The 13139-nt window shown below is 58.9% G+C and carries 16 protein-coding genes; 1 reads left to right on the top strand and 15 read right to left on the bottom strand.

Features of this window, described 5'->3' with window-relative positions; all coding sequences use genetic code 11:
• The 14 genes from BFQ03_RS13115 to trmJ form a co-directional block, all read right to left on the bottom strand.
• Nucleotides 1–984 (bottom strand): RodZ domain-containing protein, encoded by a 984-nt coding sequence (locus BFQ03_RS13115; RefSeq protein ID WP_065943315.1) that lies wholly within the window; start codon nucleotides 982–984, stop codon nucleotides 1–3.
• Complete coding sequence (pilW, locus tag BFQ03_RS13110; RefSeq protein WP_032858299.1) at nucleotides 984–1742, bottom strand: type IV pilus biogenesis/stability protein PilW; 759 nt, start codon at nucleotides 1740–1742, stop codon at nucleotides 984–986. The genes BFQ03_RS13115 and pilW overlap by 1 nt, the downstream gene beginning before the upstream one ends.
• 12 nt (nucleotides 1743–1754) lie before the next feature.
• Nucleotides 1755–2903 carry a dual-specificity RNA methyltransferase RlmN gene (rlmN, locus tag BFQ03_RS13105; RefSeq protein ID WP_029298546.1) on the bottom strand — a complete coding sequence of 383 codons (1149 nt, stop codon included), beginning with the start codon at nucleotides 2901–2903 and terminating at the stop codon, nucleotides 1755–1757.
• Between the two features lie 28 nt (nucleotides 2904–2931).
• Entirely contained in the window at nucleotides 2932–3357 is a 426-nt protein-coding gene (gene ndk, locus BFQ03_RS13100) for a nucleoside-diphosphate kinase (RefSeq protein WP_017846179.1), read from the bottom strand.
• Nucleotides 3358–3448: 91 nt separating this feature from the next.
• Nucleotides 3449–3649: a Fe-S cluster assembly protein IscX gene (gene iscX / locus BFQ03_RS13095; protein ID WP_032858302.1), complete on the bottom strand. Its 201-nt coding sequence runs from the start codon at nucleotides 3647–3649 to the stop codon at nucleotides 3449–3451.
• A 14-nt stretch (nucleotides 3650–3663) separates the two neighbouring features.
• The gene (fdx, locus tag BFQ03_RS13090) at nucleotides 3664–4005 is read right to left on the bottom strand and encodes an ISC system 2Fe-2S type ferredoxin (RefSeq protein WP_029298551.1); all 342 of its coding nucleotides are present in this window, start codon (nucleotides 4003–4005) and stop codon (nucleotides 3664–3666) included.
• 3 nt (nucleotides 4006–4008) lie between these two features.
• Nucleotides 4009–5871 (bottom strand): Fe-S protein assembly chaperone HscA, encoded by a 1863-nt coding sequence (gene hscA, locus BFQ03_RS13085; RefSeq protein ID WP_032858305.1) that lies wholly within the window; start codon nucleotides 5869–5871, stop codon nucleotides 4009–4011.
• A 51-nt stretch (nucleotides 5872–5922) separates the two neighbouring features.
• Nucleotides 5923–6444 (bottom strand): co-chaperone HscB, encoded by a 522-nt coding sequence (hscB, locus tag BFQ03_RS13080; protein ID WP_032858306.1) that lies wholly within the window; start codon nucleotides 6442–6444, stop codon nucleotides 5923–5925.
• 8 nt (nucleotides 6445–6452) lie between these two features.
• Complete coding sequence (gene iscA / locus BFQ03_RS13075; RefSeq protein ID WP_003175963.1) at nucleotides 6453–6776, bottom strand: iron-sulfur cluster assembly protein IscA; 324 nt, start codon at nucleotides 6774–6776, stop codon at nucleotides 6453–6455.
• Between the two features lie 28 nt (nucleotides 6777–6804).
• The gene (gene iscU, locus BFQ03_RS13070; protein ID WP_007929523.1) at nucleotides 6805–7191 is read right to left on the bottom strand and encodes a Fe-S cluster assembly scaffold IscU; all 387 of its coding nucleotides are present in this window, start codon (nucleotides 7189–7191) and stop codon (nucleotides 6805–6807) included.
• Between the two features lie 99 nt (nucleotides 7192–7290).
• On the bottom strand, nucleotides 7291–8505 hold the full coding sequence (locus tag BFQ03_RS13065) for an IscS subfamily cysteine desulfurase (protein WP_065943314.1): 1215 nt from the start codon (nucleotides 8503–8505) through the stop codon (nucleotides 7291–7293).
• Between the two features lie 50 nt (nucleotides 8506–8555).
• Entirely contained in the window at nucleotides 8556–9047 is a 492-nt protein-coding gene (iscR, locus tag BFQ03_RS13060) for a Fe-S cluster assembly transcriptional regulator IscR (protein WP_003210305.1), read from the bottom strand.
• Between the two features lie 300 nt (nucleotides 9048–9347).
• Nucleotides 9348–10133 (bottom strand): serine O-acetyltransferase, encoded by a 786-nt coding sequence (gene cysE, locus BFQ03_RS13055; protein ID WP_065943313.1) that lies wholly within the window; start codon nucleotides 10131–10133, stop codon nucleotides 9348–9350.
• A gap of 2 nt (nucleotides 10134–10135) precedes the next feature.
• On the bottom strand, nucleotides 10136–10906 hold the full coding sequence (gene trmJ, locus BFQ03_RS13050) for a tRNA (cytosine(32)/uridine(32)-2'-O)-methyltransferase TrmJ (protein ID WP_032858309.1): 771 nt from the start codon (nucleotides 10904–10906) through the stop codon (nucleotides 10136–10138).
• Nucleotides 10907–11051: 145 nt separating this feature from the next.
• On the opposite strand from trmJ, the gene suhB reads away from it, so the two are divergent.
• Complete coding sequence (suhB, locus tag BFQ03_RS13045; protein WP_003175971.1) at nucleotides 11052–11867, top strand: type III secretion system regulator SuhB; 816 nt, start codon at nucleotides 11052–11054, stop codon at nucleotides 11865–11867.
• A 101-nt stretch (nucleotides 11868–11968) separates the two neighbouring features.
• Here suhB and BFQ03_RS13040 read toward each other — a convergent pair whose 3' ends face one another.
• Nucleotides 11969–12931 carry an IS110 family transposase gene (locus tag BFQ03_RS13040; RefSeq protein WP_065942825.1) on the bottom strand — a complete coding sequence of 321 codons (963 nt, stop codon included), beginning with the start codon at nucleotides 12929–12931 and terminating at the stop codon, nucleotides 11969–11971.
• Nucleotides 12932–13139 lie beyond the last annotated feature (208 nt).

The following is a 13139-nucleotide window of genomic DNA, read 5'->3' as shown; positions in this document are numbered from 1 at the left end:
CTATTGTCCCAACTTCAGGCGAGCGGTCTCGCCACTGGTGAACGGCGCCACGTCCACAGGCTGGCCGTTGTAGGCCACTTGCGCGCCACGGGCAAAGCCCAGACGCAGCGTCAAAGGAGGCTTGCCGACCTGATCAAGCGTATCTCCCTTACGCTTCAAAGCACTGAACAGGACTTTGCCATTGCCATCGGTGACTTGTGTCCAGCAGTCAGCGACGTAGGTAATCTGGAGACGGCCATCGCCCGCCACGCTGACTGGCGCCAGGGAAGCAGGTGCGGCAGCCGTTGGCGCAACAGGTGCGATCGGCGCCGGTACTACAGGCACCTGGGCCACGGTGGCCGGGGTTGCAGGTACGGCAGGAGTCGGTACAACGGCAGCTGGGGCCGCTTCACTGACGCCTTCGGCAGGCGGCTGGCCTGCTTGCAGGTCAAGACTGGTTTCGGGCGCGGTCTGGCCCTGGACTACTGCCTGGTCTTCAGGCTCGTCCAGAGGATGAATCTGAGTGGTGCCGTCGGCGCTCTCGACTTCGACGTGCTCCAAGGCGTTGCTGATCAGGTCCTTGCTGCGCAGGGTCGTCTGGTCCTGCCACCAGATAAAACCACCACCGATCACGGCAATCAGCAGCAACAGGCTGACAATTCGCAGAATAGTGTGGGAAACCCGCACCGGCTCTTCGATGCGACCGAGACCGTGGACATTGCTACCCTGGGAGTCGGTACCGGTGAACTGGTCGAATTGCTGGACCAGAATGGCCTGGTCGGTGCCCAGCAGCTTGGCGTAGGCACGGATATAACCGCGGGCGAAGGTATGCCCGGGCAGTTTGTCGAACGCGCCGTTTTCCAGGTTGCCCAGGGAAGAGGTGGTCAAATTGAGCTTGAGGGCCACTTCTTCCAGCGACCAACCATTGCTTTCGCGGGCCTGACGCAAGGTCTCGCCTGGGTTTACGCGATTAGCGGCTACAACTTCCGGGTGCGCGGCTTTCATCATTGCTCCGACAGGTATTGCTGATATTCCGGCGTACCGGGATAGAGTCGTTCTAATTGCTGGCTAAAACGTGTGGCCTTGTCGCGTTCTTCATGAACCGTGGCCAGGCGCACACCAAGCAATAGACTACGTGCATTTTGCCCGCTGAGCAGGCTAAAACGCTCGTAATAGTCACGTGCCGGCACATAATGCCTGTCTTCAAACGACAACTGGGCCATTTCGAGCAAGGCCCGTGGCTGGCGCTGGTTCAGGTGCAGGGCCTTTTCCAGTTGCCGGCGGGCGCTTTCACGCTGGCCAAGGCGCACGGACGTCACCCCCAGGTTCTCGAAAACCCGCGAACGTTCAGGATATAGGGTATCAGTGGCTGCCTGCTGGAAATAACCGGCCGCTTGCTCATAACGTTCCTGCTGGTACAGGAAACTGCCGTAGTTGTTGAGCAGGCGCGGATCATGGGGGCGAACGGCCAGGGCTTTCTGAAAATACTGATCGGCCAGCTCAGGCTCGGCCTGGGCCTGGAACACCAGGGCCAGCGCCGCATTGGCGTCGGCATCCTGGTTGTCGAGGGCCAGGGCCTTTTGCAGCGGCACCTTGGCCTGTTCGCTCAACCCCTGGCGCAGGTAACCCAGCCCCAACTGCACATAGGCAGCACGCGCTTCGTCACGGCCCTTGCCGGTTTGCAGCGGGCTGTCAGAGCCCGATGAAACACAGCCAACCGAGAGGCTGGCAACAAGCAAAAGCAGCGCAAGGCGCAAGGGCATAGAGATCCTCTCTCAGATTCGATTCACAGCAATCTGCGGCAAATCGTCGGCGGCGTTCAGTTCACGCACGGCGATATAACGCTCGCTGCGACGGGTGCGGTCCAGCACCTGTCCGACCAATTGGCCACAGGCGGCGTCGATGTCTTCACCACGGGTGGTGCGTACGGTGACGTTGTAGCCGGCCTGGTGCAGTTGATCCTGGAAACGGCGGATGGCGTTGTTGCTCGGCCGCTCGTAGCCAGAATGGGGAAACGGGTTGAACGGGATCAGGTTGATCTTGCACGGCGTGTTCTTGAGCAACTCGATCATCTCGACCGCGTGTTCGACCTTGTCGTTGATGTCCTTGAGCATGGTGTACTCAATGGTCAGCACGCGCTTCTCACCCAAGGTCGCCATATAACGCTGGCAAGATTCGAGCAGCATCTTAAGCGGATACTTCTTGTTGATCGGCACCAATTGGTTACGCAATGCGTCATTGGGTGCGTGCAGCGACAACGCCAGGGAGACGTCGATGTGCTTGGCCAGCTCATCGATCATCGGTACCACGCCGGAGGTCGACAGGGTCACACGGCGCTTGGAGATGCCGTAGCCCAGGTCGTCCATCATCAAATGCATGGCCGCAATCACGTTGTCGAAGTTCAGCAGCGGCTCACCCATGCCCATCATCACCACGTTGGTGATGGCACGGTCGACGGTCGCCGGGACGCTGCCAAAGGATTTGTTGGCAATCCACACCTGGCCGATCACTTCGGCGGCGGTGAGGTTGCTATTGAAGCCTTGCTTGCCGGTGGAGCAGAAACTGCAGTCCAGGGCACAGCCTGCCTGGGACGAAACGCACAAAGTGCCGCGCTTGCCCTGGGGAATGTAGACGGTCTCGACGCAACTGCCGGACGCCACGCGTACCACCCACTTACGGGTGCCGTCGCTGGAGATGTCCTCGCTGACCACTTCGGGACCACGAACCTCGGCAATCGCCTTGAGCTTGTCGCGCAGGGCCTTGCTGACGTTCGTCATGGCGTCGAAATCGTCGACGCCAAAGTGGTGAATCCACTTCATTACCTGACCGGCACGGAAACGCTTCTCCCCGATTGAGTCGAAGAATTTTTCCATTTCCTGTTGAGTCAGACCCAGCAGGTTGGTTTTTACAGTCGATGTAGTCATGGATTCACCTTCACTCTTAAGCCAATGCTTAGCGAGTGGTTACTTCGGTAGCTGCGAAGAAGTACGAAATTTCGCGAGCAGCAGCGGCTTCGGAGTCCGAACCGTGTACAGCGTTGGCGTCGATGGAGTCAGCGAAGTCAGCACGGATGGTGCCGGCAGCCGCTTCTTTAGGGTTGGTAGCGCCCATCAGCTCACGGTTCAGAGCGATAGCGTTTTCGCCTTCCAGAACCTGTACAACAACAGGACCGGAGATCATGAAGGCAACCAGGTCGCCGAAGAAACCACGAGCGCTGTGCTCAGCGTAGAAGCCTTCAGCTTCAGCCTTGGACAGTTGCTTGAGTTTCGAAGCTACAACCTTCAGGCCGGCTTTTTCGAAACGAGTGGTGATCTCGCCGATGACGTTTTTTGCAACAGCGTCAGGCTTGATGATGGAGAAAGTACGTTGAACAGCCATGGTGTAACTCCAGAAACGGTAATTTGCGAAAAATTAAACCCGCGAATTATACGCGGGTTCTTGGGTATTGCCTAACTGCGTGAGGGAGGCTTCAGTCCTGTTCTTCTTTCCAGGCAGTCTGGATCGCTTCAAGAACCTTTTCACCGCCGCGATCCCGCTCGTCTTCGAACCCTGGCAAGGCCATGACCATGTCACGCAAAGCTACAAAGTTCACCGAATAGGGATCCATATCCGGATAGCCGTCGGCCAGCAGAATAGCGATCTCTTGCACATCAACCCATTTAAGACTCATGACACTTCCTTGAATCAATGCGGCGCTTCGGCCGCATGGTTGAGCGAATACTTCGGAATTTCAACGGTGAGGTCTTCAGTCCCCACCTTTGCCTGACAACTCAGGCGCGACGTCGGCTCCAGGCCCCACGCCCTATCAAGATAGTCCTCTTCCAGCTCATCGGCCTCTTCGAGGCTATTGAAACCTTCGCGGATAATGCAGTGACAGGTGGTACAGGCATTAACGCCACCACACGCACTCTCGATCTCGATGTGGTTGTCGTGGGCAACTTCGAGAAGGGACTTGCCGGTCTCAGCCTCCACGACCATACCGTCCGGGCAATGCTCGGCGTGTGGCAGAAAAATGACCTGCGGCATCAGTTATTCCTCAATTTCATTCAGGTTGCGTCCCGCCAGGGCGGCTTTCACCGTCTGGTTCATACGACGGGCGGCAAAGGCATCGGTTACTTGTGAAAGGCGCTTGGTCTGTTGTTCGATGGCATAACCATCGGTACCTTTCATCAATTCGGCCAGTTCCTGCATCTGCAGGTCGATGACCAGGCGCTCTTCAGCATCCAGAAGGCGCTCGCCGTCGGCCTCAAGGGCGCCCTGCACCGCTTCAAGCAGGCGCTGGGCATCGACTTGCTGCTCACGCAGGACACGAGCGACCTTATCGTCACCGGCATACTGGAACGAATCCTTGAGCATCTTGGCGATTTCGCCGTCGGTCAGGCCGTAGGACGGTTTGACCTGGATACTGGCTTCAACGCCCGAACCCAACTCACGCGCGGCCACACTGAGCAGGCCGTCGGCGTCGACCTGGAAGGTCACGCGAATCTTCGCCGCACCCGCGACCATCGCCGGGATACCGCGCAATTCAAAGCGCGCCAGGGAGCGGCAGTCGCTGATCAGCTCGCGCTCGCCTTGCAGCACATGAATCATCATGGCCGTCTGGCCATCTTTATACGTGGTGAAGTCCTGGGCACGGGCGACGGGAATGGTGGTGTTGCGTGGAATCACCTTCTCCATCAGGCCGCCCATGGTTTCCAACCCCAGGGACAACGGAATCACGTCGAGCAGCAGCAGTTCGCCACCATCCCGTTTGTTGCCAGCCAGGGTATCGGCCTGGATCGCAGCCCCAATGGCCACCACTTGATCCGGATCGATTTCAGTCAGCGGCTGGCGACCAAAGGCTTCGGCCACGGCTTCGCGGACCCGCGGCACACGGGTCGAACCGCCGACCATGACCACCGCGCCGACTTCTTCCAGCTCGATGCCGGAGTCACGCACGGCGCGACGGCAGGCTTTCAGGCTACGAGCAACCATCGGCTCGATCAGCGCATCGAAGGCTTCACGGGTCAGTTGCGCCGACCATGAGCCGTAGGAAACTTCAACAGATGCAGCGTCGGTCAGGGCTTCCTTGGCCGCGCAGGCTGTTTGCAACAAGTTGCGCTGGGTGCCCGGATCGAGGTCGGCGGACAATCCGGCGCTGGTGATGATCCAGCCGGCGATGGCGTGATCGAAGTCATCGCCGCCCAGCGCGCTGTCGCCACCGGTGGCCAGGACTTCGAAGACACCACCGGTCAGGCGCAGGATCGAAATATCAAAAGTACCGCCACCCAGATCGTAAATCGCGACCAGGCCTTCGGCATGCTGGTCCAGGCCATAGGCCACGGCAGCAGCGGTCGGCTCGTTGAGCAGGCGCAAGACATTAAGGCCGGCGAGTTTCGCCGCATCCTTGGTGGCTTGGCGCTGGGCGTCGTCGAAATACGCCGGAACCGTGATCACCGCCCCTACCAGCTCGCCACCCAAGGTCGTCTCGGCACGCTGGCGCAAGACTTTGAGGATATCGGCCGACACTTCCACCGGGCTTTTCGGGCCCTGGATGGTGTCGATAAACGGCATATGGGATTCACCACCGACAAAGCGGTACGGCAGTTGATCGCCCAATTGCTTGACGTCGGACAACCCACGACCCATCAAGCGCTTGACCGACAGCACCGTGTTCAGCGGATCGGTAGAGGCCGCGAGCCTGGCTGACTCACCCACTTCGGTGCGATCAGCGTGATAGCGCACGGCGGACGGCAGGATCACCTGGCCATCAGCATCGGGCAACGGCTCGGAAAGACCGCTGCGCAGTGCGGCGACCAGTGAATTGGTAGTACCCAAGTCGATGCCAACCGCCAGGCGACGCTGGTGCGGTTGAGGACTTTGGCCGGGTTCGGCGATCTGCAGTAGAGCCATGGTAATCAGGTCTTATCTGTCTATCAGGCGTGCAATCTGTGCAGCACTGGGTTAATCGTCGAGGCGCTCTTCTAACTGGCGCACTTCGTAAGTGAGCTTGTCGAGGAACTGCATGCGCCGCATCAGGCGTTCGGCCTGCTCACGCTGCGCTGCATCATCCCAACAAGCTGCGAAGCTTTCGTTGAGCTCATCCTGGGCCACTTTCAGACGACGCTTGAAGACCGCGACGCCAGCCAGATCGGCCTCGTCCTGCAAGTCTTCAAGTTCTTCACGCCATTGCATCTGCTGCATCAGGAAATCAGGGTCATGGACCGTAACTTCCAGCGGCAACTCGCCACCGTTCATCGCGAGCAAATAGCGCGCGCGTTTCGGCGGATTTTTCAGCGTCTGATAGGCTTCGTTGAGGCTGGCCGACTGCTCCAGCGCCAGGCGTTGCTCACGCTCGGAAGCGTCAGCGAAGCGGTCCGGATGCACCCCACGCGCCAACTCTCGGTAGCGCATGGCAAGCTGCTCAAGGTCCAGCCGAAAGCTCGGCTGCAGCTCGAATAAAGCGAAATGACAAGGAGTACCCACAGATAGCCTCAGATGTTGAAGCTTTCGCCGCAGCCACATTCACCGCGTACGTTGGGGTTGTTGAACTTGAAGCCTTCGTTCAACCCTTCCTTGACGAAATCGAGCTCGGTGCCGTCCAGGTAGGTCAGGCTTTTCGGGTCGATGATCACTTTTTCGCCGTGACTTTCGAACACCTGGTCTTCCGCAACCACCTCGTCGACGAACTCCAGCACGTAGGCAAGGCCGGAACAGCCCGTGGTGCGAACACCCAGACGAATCCCCTCACCTTTACCGCGCCCATTCAGGGAACGGCGAATGTGCTGCGCAGCCGCTTCTGTCATGCTGATAGCCATCGTTGACTCCTTACTCGTCGCCAAATGCTTAGATCAAGCCTTTCTTCTGCTTGTAGTCGCGAACAGCCGCCTTGATGGCGTCTTCTGCGAGTACCGAGCAGTGAATTTTCACTGGCGGCAGGGCCAGTTCTTCGGCCAGTTGAGTGTTCTTGATGGTCTCTGCTTCATCCAGAGTCTTGCCTTTCATCCACTCGGTCGCCAGGGAACTGGAGGCGATGGCCGAACCGCAGCCGTAGGTCTTGAACTTGGCATCTTCGATGATGCCCTGCTCGTTGACCTTGATCTGCAGGCGCATGACGTCGCCGCACGCCGGAGCGCCGACCATGCCGGTGCCGACATCAGGATCTTCCGCGTTCATCTTGCCGACGTTGCGCGGGTTTTCGTAGTGGTCGATGACCTTTTCGCTGTAAGCCATGGTATTGAATCCTCACTCATCAGGGCCGCTCTGGAACCCTGTAAAAACGCCTGCGTTTTCCGCCACGTTCCTACAGGGCTGGGGTGGCGGCTTCTATATTTAGTGTGCCGCCCACTCGATCTTGGAAATATCGACACCGTCCTTGAACATGTCCCACAGCGGCGACAGGGTGCGCAGCTTGGTGACCGCCTCGCAGACTTTCTGCGCGGCGTAGTCGACTTCTTCTTCGGTGGTGAAACGGCCGAACGTAAAGCGGATCGAGCTATGCGCCAACTCGTCGTTGCGGCCCAGGGCACGCAGGACGTAGGACGGTTCAAGGGAGGCCGAGGTGCAGGCCGAACCGGACGAAACCGCCAGGTCCTTGAGCGCCATGATCAGCGACTCGCCTTCGACGTAGTTGAAGCTCAAATTCAGGTTGTGCGGTACACGGGCGGTCATGCTGCCGTTGATGTACAGCTCTTCAAGGTTCTCGACCTGCTTGTAGAAACGATCGCTGAGGGCCTTGATGCGCACGTTTTCGGCAGCCATGTCTTCCTTGGCTACACGGAAGGCTTCGCCCATGCCGACGATCTGGTGGGTCGCCAGGGTGCCCGAACGCATGCCGCGCTCGTGACCGCCACCGTGCATGGTGGCTTCGATGCGCACGCGAGGCTTGCGGCTCACGTACAGCGCGCCAATACCTTTGGGGCCGTAGGTCTTGTGGGCCGAGAACGACATCAGGTCAACTTTAAGCGCAGACAGGTCGATATCGACCTTGCCGGTGGACTGGGCAGCATCGACATGCAGCAACACGCCTTTGGAGCGGGTCAGCTCGCCGATGGCGGCGATGTCGTTGATGGTGCCGATCTCGTTGTTCACGTGGATCACGGAAACCAGGATGGTGTCTTCACGCATCGCGGCTTCGATCATGGCCGGGGTGACGATACCGTCAGTGGTCGGCTCAAGGTAGGTGACCTCGAAACCTTCACGCTCCAGTTGGCGCATGGTGTCGAGGACAGCCTTGTGCTCAATCTTGGTGGTGATCAGGTGCTTGCCCTTGGTCGCATAGAAATGCGCAGCGCCCTTGATCGCCAGGTTGTCGGACTCGGTAGCACCGGAGGTCCAGACGATTTCACGCGGATCGGCGTTGACCAGGTCAGCGACCTGGCGACGAGCGTTCTCGACCGATTCCTCGGCTTTCCAGCCGAAAACGTGGGAACGGGAGGCAGGGTTGCCGAAGTTTCCGTCAACCAGCAGGCATTCGCTCATCTTTTGCGCGACACGCGGATCAACCGGGGTGGTCGCTGAGTAATCAAGGTAAATCGGCAATTTCATGGACTTTCTCCTAAATCAGGCTGGCTGGCGTGCCGTTAGCTCTTCGGCTGTCACTCGACGGCGGACGCTTCAATCTTGTCCAGACGCGGCGCCTTGGTGTTGCATCGGCGCTGGTCCTGACGCTGGGCTACTTCCTGTACCTCACGGCGAGTCACAAGATCAGCCAAGCTGATACCACTCAAAAACTCATGGATCTGCAGGCTCAAGTCACACCACAAGTGGTGCGTCAGGCAGGTGTCGCCGGCATGGCAGTCACCCAGGCCCTGGCACTTGGTGGCATCGACGGATTCATTCACCGCGTCGATCACCTGGGCGACCTGGATGCCTTGCATGTCACGGGACAACTGATAACCGCCACCCGGGCCACGCACACTGGAAACCAGGTTGCTGCGGCGCAACTTGGCGAACAGTTGCTCAAGGTAAGACAGGGAAATGCCTTGGCGCTCGGAGATATCGGCCAGGGACACCGGCCCGTTTTGCGCGTGCAAGGCCAGGTCGAGCATGGCGGTCACCGCGTAACGGCCTTTTGTAGTCAGTCTCATGGACAAGTACCAAGGTGTTTCAGAATGGGAGCAAGTATGCGATTCCCGAGTATTTAAGTCAACTATAAGACCTAGTACTTTAGTCAGGAATACCCGTAAAAAAGGCGCGCGAATTGTAGCAGGGTGGGGTGGGATCGAACAGCGACAGCGGACAACCTGCATTGCCCGGCACGCTGAGGATCAATTGTGGGAGCGGGCTTGCTCGCGAAAGCGCGGTGTCAGTCGCCGAAAATATTGATTGACCCGCCGCTTTCGCGAGCAAGCCCGCTCCCACAGGGGGATTGCAATGATCGTGAGAACTCAGCCGGCCTTGGTGGTAGCTGTTTCGCTCTTGATCTCGGCGAAGTCTTCTTCGCGCAACTCAGGCAGCTCTTTCGCACAGTAGGGACTGCCCAGATCCTTCAGCGCGCCGCACATGCCCTCCAGCTTGCCGTCCACCGCTTGCAGGTGGTCGAGGAGCTGGCCAATGGCCCGCGCCACCGGGTCCGGCATGTCTTCACTGACACCGTAGGCATCAAAGCCGATTTTCTCGGCCATGGCCTTGCGCTTGGCCTCCTGCTCATCGCTGACGTACGGCTTGATGATGATCCGCCCGGGAATCCCCACCACGGTTGCACCTGGCGGCACCGCCTTGGTGACCACGGCATTGGAACCGACCTTGGCGCCAGCACCGACGGTAAACGGGCCCAGGACCTTGGCGCCCGCCCCGACCACCACGCCATTTTCAAGGGTCGGATGGCGTTTGCCCTTGTTCCAGGTGGTGCCGCCCAGGGTCACGCCCTGATACAGGGTCACGTCGTCTCCGATTTCGGCGGTTTCACCAATAACGATGCCCATGCCATGGTCGATAAAGAAGCGACGACCCACCTTGGCCCCCGGATGAATCTCAATCCCGGTCAACCAGCGCCCGAAGTTCGACACCAGTCGCGCCAGCCATTTCCAGCCCATACCCCACAAGGCACCGGACAGGCGGTGGATCCAGATCGCGTGCATGCCCGGATAGCAGGTCAGCACTTCAAAGGCGTTGCGCGCCGCCGGGTCACGGTGGAAAACACTTTGGATATCTTCTCGCAAACGCTCGAACATTTTTAATCCTTCCGCTTAAGAAGCTCGCCACGGGCCGCTTTCTGGGTTTCCGTGAGGATGCCACGCAATATATTCATTTCTGCCCGACTGACCGAACTGCGGCCGTAAAGCCTTCGCAGGCGCGCCATCAAGTGCCGTGGCTTTTCCGGATCAAGGAACTCGATGGCCACCAGGGTTTGCTCCAGGTGTTCATAGAATCGCTCCAGCTCGTCCATGGTGGCCAATTCGCCACTTTTGGTCGACGCAACCTCGTCCTTCTCCATCTTGCTCGGCTGGCCTTGTGCTGCCAGCCAGGCCATGCGCACCTCGTAACTCAACACCTGCACCGCCGCCCCAAGGTTCAGCGAGCTGAATTCAGGGTCCGATGGAATGTGTACGTGGTAGTGACATCGCTGCAGCTCTTCATTGGTCAGGCCGGAGTCTTCACGACCAAACACCAGGGCGATTTCAGCGCCGCCGGCCGCCTCTTCGACCACTTTGGCCCCACATTCGCGGGGATCGAGCAGTGGCCAGGGGATGCGACGGTCACGGGCACTGGTGCCGAGCACCAGGTTGCAGCCGACCAAGGCGTCTTCCAATGTGGCGACGACCTGGGCTTTTTCAAGGATGTCATTGGCGCCGGAGGCACGAGCGTCGGCTTCGTGGTGCGGGAACACACGCGGCTCCACCAGCACCAGGCGCGTCAGCCCCATGTTCTTCATGGCCCGCGCCACCCCGCCGATATTGCCGGGATGACTGGTATTGACGAGGACGACACGAATGTTTTGCAGCAAGGGAGGCGCTCTCGGACACGGGAAAGGGGAGCAAATCTTACAGAACAGCCTAAGGTTATGCCATGAAAGCGAACGTCGTCCTTCACCTGAAGAAAGTTTCTGCTAGAATGCTCGGCTTTCTTTAACAACCTTAGGTGACACATCCATGCAGCCCATGCTGAATATCGCGCTGCGCGCCGCCCGCAGCGCCAGTGAATTGATCTTCCGCTCCATCGAGCGCCTGGATACCATCAAGGTCGACGAAAAAGACGCCAAGGATTATGTATCCGAGGTGGATCGCGCCGCCGAACAGAAAATCATCGACGCCCTGCGCAAGGCCTACCCTACCCACGGCATCCTCGGTGAAGAAACCGGCCTGCACAAAGGTAGCGGCGAAGGCGAAGACTACCTGTGGATCATCGACCCACTGGATGGCACCACCAACTTCCTGCGCGGCATCCCGCACTTTGCCGTGAGCATTGCCTGCAAATACCGTGGCCGCCTGGAACACGCTGTTGTACTCGACCCGGTTCGCCAGGAAGAATTCACCGCCAGCCGTGGCCGTGGCGCCCAGTTGAACGGCCGTCGCCTGCGCGTCAGCGGTCGTACCAGCCTGGACGGCGCCCTGCTGGGTACCGGTTTCCCGTTCCGCGATGACCAGATGGATAACCTGGAAAACTACCTGGGCATGTTCCGCGCCCTGGTTGGCCAGACCGCCGGCATCCGCCGCGCTGGCGCAGCAAGCCTGGACCTGGCCTACGTGGCCGCCGGTCGCTTTGATGCGTTCTGGGAGTCGGGCCTGTCCGAGTGGGACATGGCCGCAGGCGCGCTGCTGATCCAAGAGGCTGGCGGCCTGGTGAGCGACTTCACCGGCGGTCACGACTTCCTGGAGAAGGGCCACGTGGTTGCAGGCAACACCAAATGCTTCAAGGCAGTACTGACGGCGATCCAGCCGCACCTGCCGGCCTCGCTGAAGCGCTAAGCGAGCGAGCACAAAAAAGCACCCCGAGGGGTGCTTTTTTTATGCCTGGGATTTAGCCAAGCCTCGATTTCAGCGACAACACAAATCACATGTGGGAGATTCTATGTTGCAGGGAAACCCTGCAACCTTAAATTCGGCTGATATTCGCTCTGGTTTTTCATCAGCGCGAATGCCACCCGGCAGAGCTTGCGGGCGAGGATCACCAGGGCTTGGGTCTTTGCCAATCCTCGGGCCAGGTAGGACTCGTAATAGGGTTTCCAGGTCGGCGATCGGCTAGCGGCCATTGCTGCGTTGTGAGCAAGGCGCCGTAACTCCGAATCGCCCTTTTTACTCAGGTGCCGAGGACCGGCCTTCTTTCCGGAGTCTTTTGGTCTCAGATCCATCCCCAAGAAAGCGATGAATGCATCGCCACTGGCGAAATGGCCACGCATGAAGGCTGTCGCTAGACCCGTAGCCGTAAGATCACCAACCCCTTCAATGGCTTTGCAGCGCTTGATGTTTTCGGTGATGCCTGCCTCTTTGCTGACTTTGTGCAGCAACTTCTGAATGACCAGCTCAGCTTGTTTGAAGGACTTTAACTGCTGGGCCAATTCGTCCTTCAAAAGCGGTTCGCCCGACCAACTCAGCGTTAGGCTCACGCGCAAGTTGATAAGCTCTGCACGTCGGTGCAGTAAGCTTTTCAATAGCTTATAAGCCTGCGGAGGTGGGCTCCAGAGCCGCAGCCGTTCCTGCTCGCTGCTCAGGTAGCGCGCCAGCAAACGCGCATCGCAAGGGTCTGTTTTCGCCCGTTGGCCAATGCTTTCGCGGTAATGGCTCAACCGATAAGCGTCTACAACGTAAACCCGATGTCCCATTTCATGGGCGAGTTCAGCTGTGTCCAAGTGGTAAGTGCTGGTGGCTTCCAGGGCAATTGAGCTGTTGGCAGGTAGCGTTTTGAGCCAGCGGCCAAGAGCATCGCGGTCGTTGGTAATGGTTTGAATGGCTTTGAGGTCTTCGCGGTAGGCGACGACGTCGGCCTTGGCCACATCGATACCCAGAACCGTTGGTGAAGTAAGGATTGTCATAACAAATCCTCGGAGCTAGTGTTTAAGGGCTTGTCGGGGTCTACCCCAGCGCTGGCTTGCCTCTATCGTCGGTTTTCCCGATGAATTCCTTATCGGCGCTTGGGGTAGAAAGGGCGGGACGAGAAGTCTCCCACGGTCCGTACTGGCTAGAGTCGGAATCGGGCTTTTAGTCACCGCCCACCCCTTCAAGTTTAAACATACAAGCGGG

The sequence above is a fragment of the Pseudomonas sp. 25 R 14 genome (assembly GCF_900004755.1).
In the GTDB taxonomy this organism is placed as follows: Bacteria; Pseudomonadota; Gammaproteobacteria; order Pseudomonadales; family Pseudomonadaceae; genus Aquipseudomonas; species Aquipseudomonas brenneri.
Note: the sequence above shows the minus strand (reverse complement) of the source record. Positions and strands in the feature narration are given on the sequence as shown.

What these genes read in the sequence shown, in the direction of transcription:
- BFQ03_RS13115 (WP_065943315.1), bottom strand. Translation starts at nt 984, where the DNA reads ATGAAAGCCGCGCACCCGGAAGTTGTAGCCGCTAATCGCGTAAACCCA.
- pilW (WP_032858299.1), bottom strand. Translation starts at nt 1,742, where the DNA reads ATGCCCTTGCGCCTTGCGCTGCTTTTGCTTGTTGCCAGCCTCTCGGTT.
- rlmN (WP_029298546.1), bottom strand. Translation starts at nt 2,903, where the DNA reads ATGACTACATCGACTGTAAAAACCAACCTGCTGGGTCTGACTCAACAG.
- ndk (WP_017846179.1), bottom strand. Translation starts at nt 3,357, where the DNA reads ATGGCTGTTCAACGTACTTTCTCCATCATCAAGCCTGACGCTGTTGCA.
- iscX (WP_032858302.1), bottom strand. Translation starts at nt 3,649, where the DNA reads ATGAGTCTTAAATGGGTTGATGTGCAAGAGATCGCTATTCTGCTGGCC.
- fdx (WP_029298551.1), bottom strand. Translation starts at nt 4,005, where the DNA reads ATGCCGCAGGTCATTTTTCTGCCACACGCCGAGCATTGCCCGGACGGT.
- hscA (WP_032858305.1), bottom strand. Translation starts at nt 5,871, where the DNA reads ATGGCTCTACTGCAGATCGCCGAACCCGGCCAAAGTCCTCAACCGCAC.
- iscA (WP_003175963.1), bottom strand. Translation starts at nt 6,776, where the DNA reads ATGGCTATCAGCATGACAGAAGCGGCTGCGCAGCACATTCGCCGTTCC.
- iscU (WP_007929523.1), bottom strand. Translation starts at nt 7,191, where the DNA reads ATGGCTTACAGCGAAAAGGTCATCGACCACTACGAAAACCCGCGCAAC.
- BFQ03_RS13065 (WP_065943314.1), bottom strand. Translation starts at nt 8,505, where the DNA reads ATGAAATTGCCGATTTACCTTGATTACTCAGCGACCACCCCGGTTGAT.
- iscR (WP_003210305.1), bottom strand. Translation starts at nt 9,047, where the DNA reads ATGAGACTGACTACAAAAGGCCGTTACGCGGTGACCGCCATGCTCGAC.
- cysE (WP_065943313.1), bottom strand. Translation starts at nt 10,133, where the DNA reads ATGTTCGAGCGTTTGCGAGAAGATATCCAAAGTGTTTTCCACCGTGAC.
- suhB (WP_003175971.1), top strand. Translation starts at nt 11,052, where the DNA reads ATGCAGCCCATGCTGAATATCGCGCTGCGCGCCGCCCGCAGCGCCAGT.
- BFQ03_RS13040 (WP_065942825.1), bottom strand. Translation starts at nt 12,931, where the DNA reads ATGACAATCCTTACTTCACCAACGGTTCTGGGTATCGATGTGGCCAAG.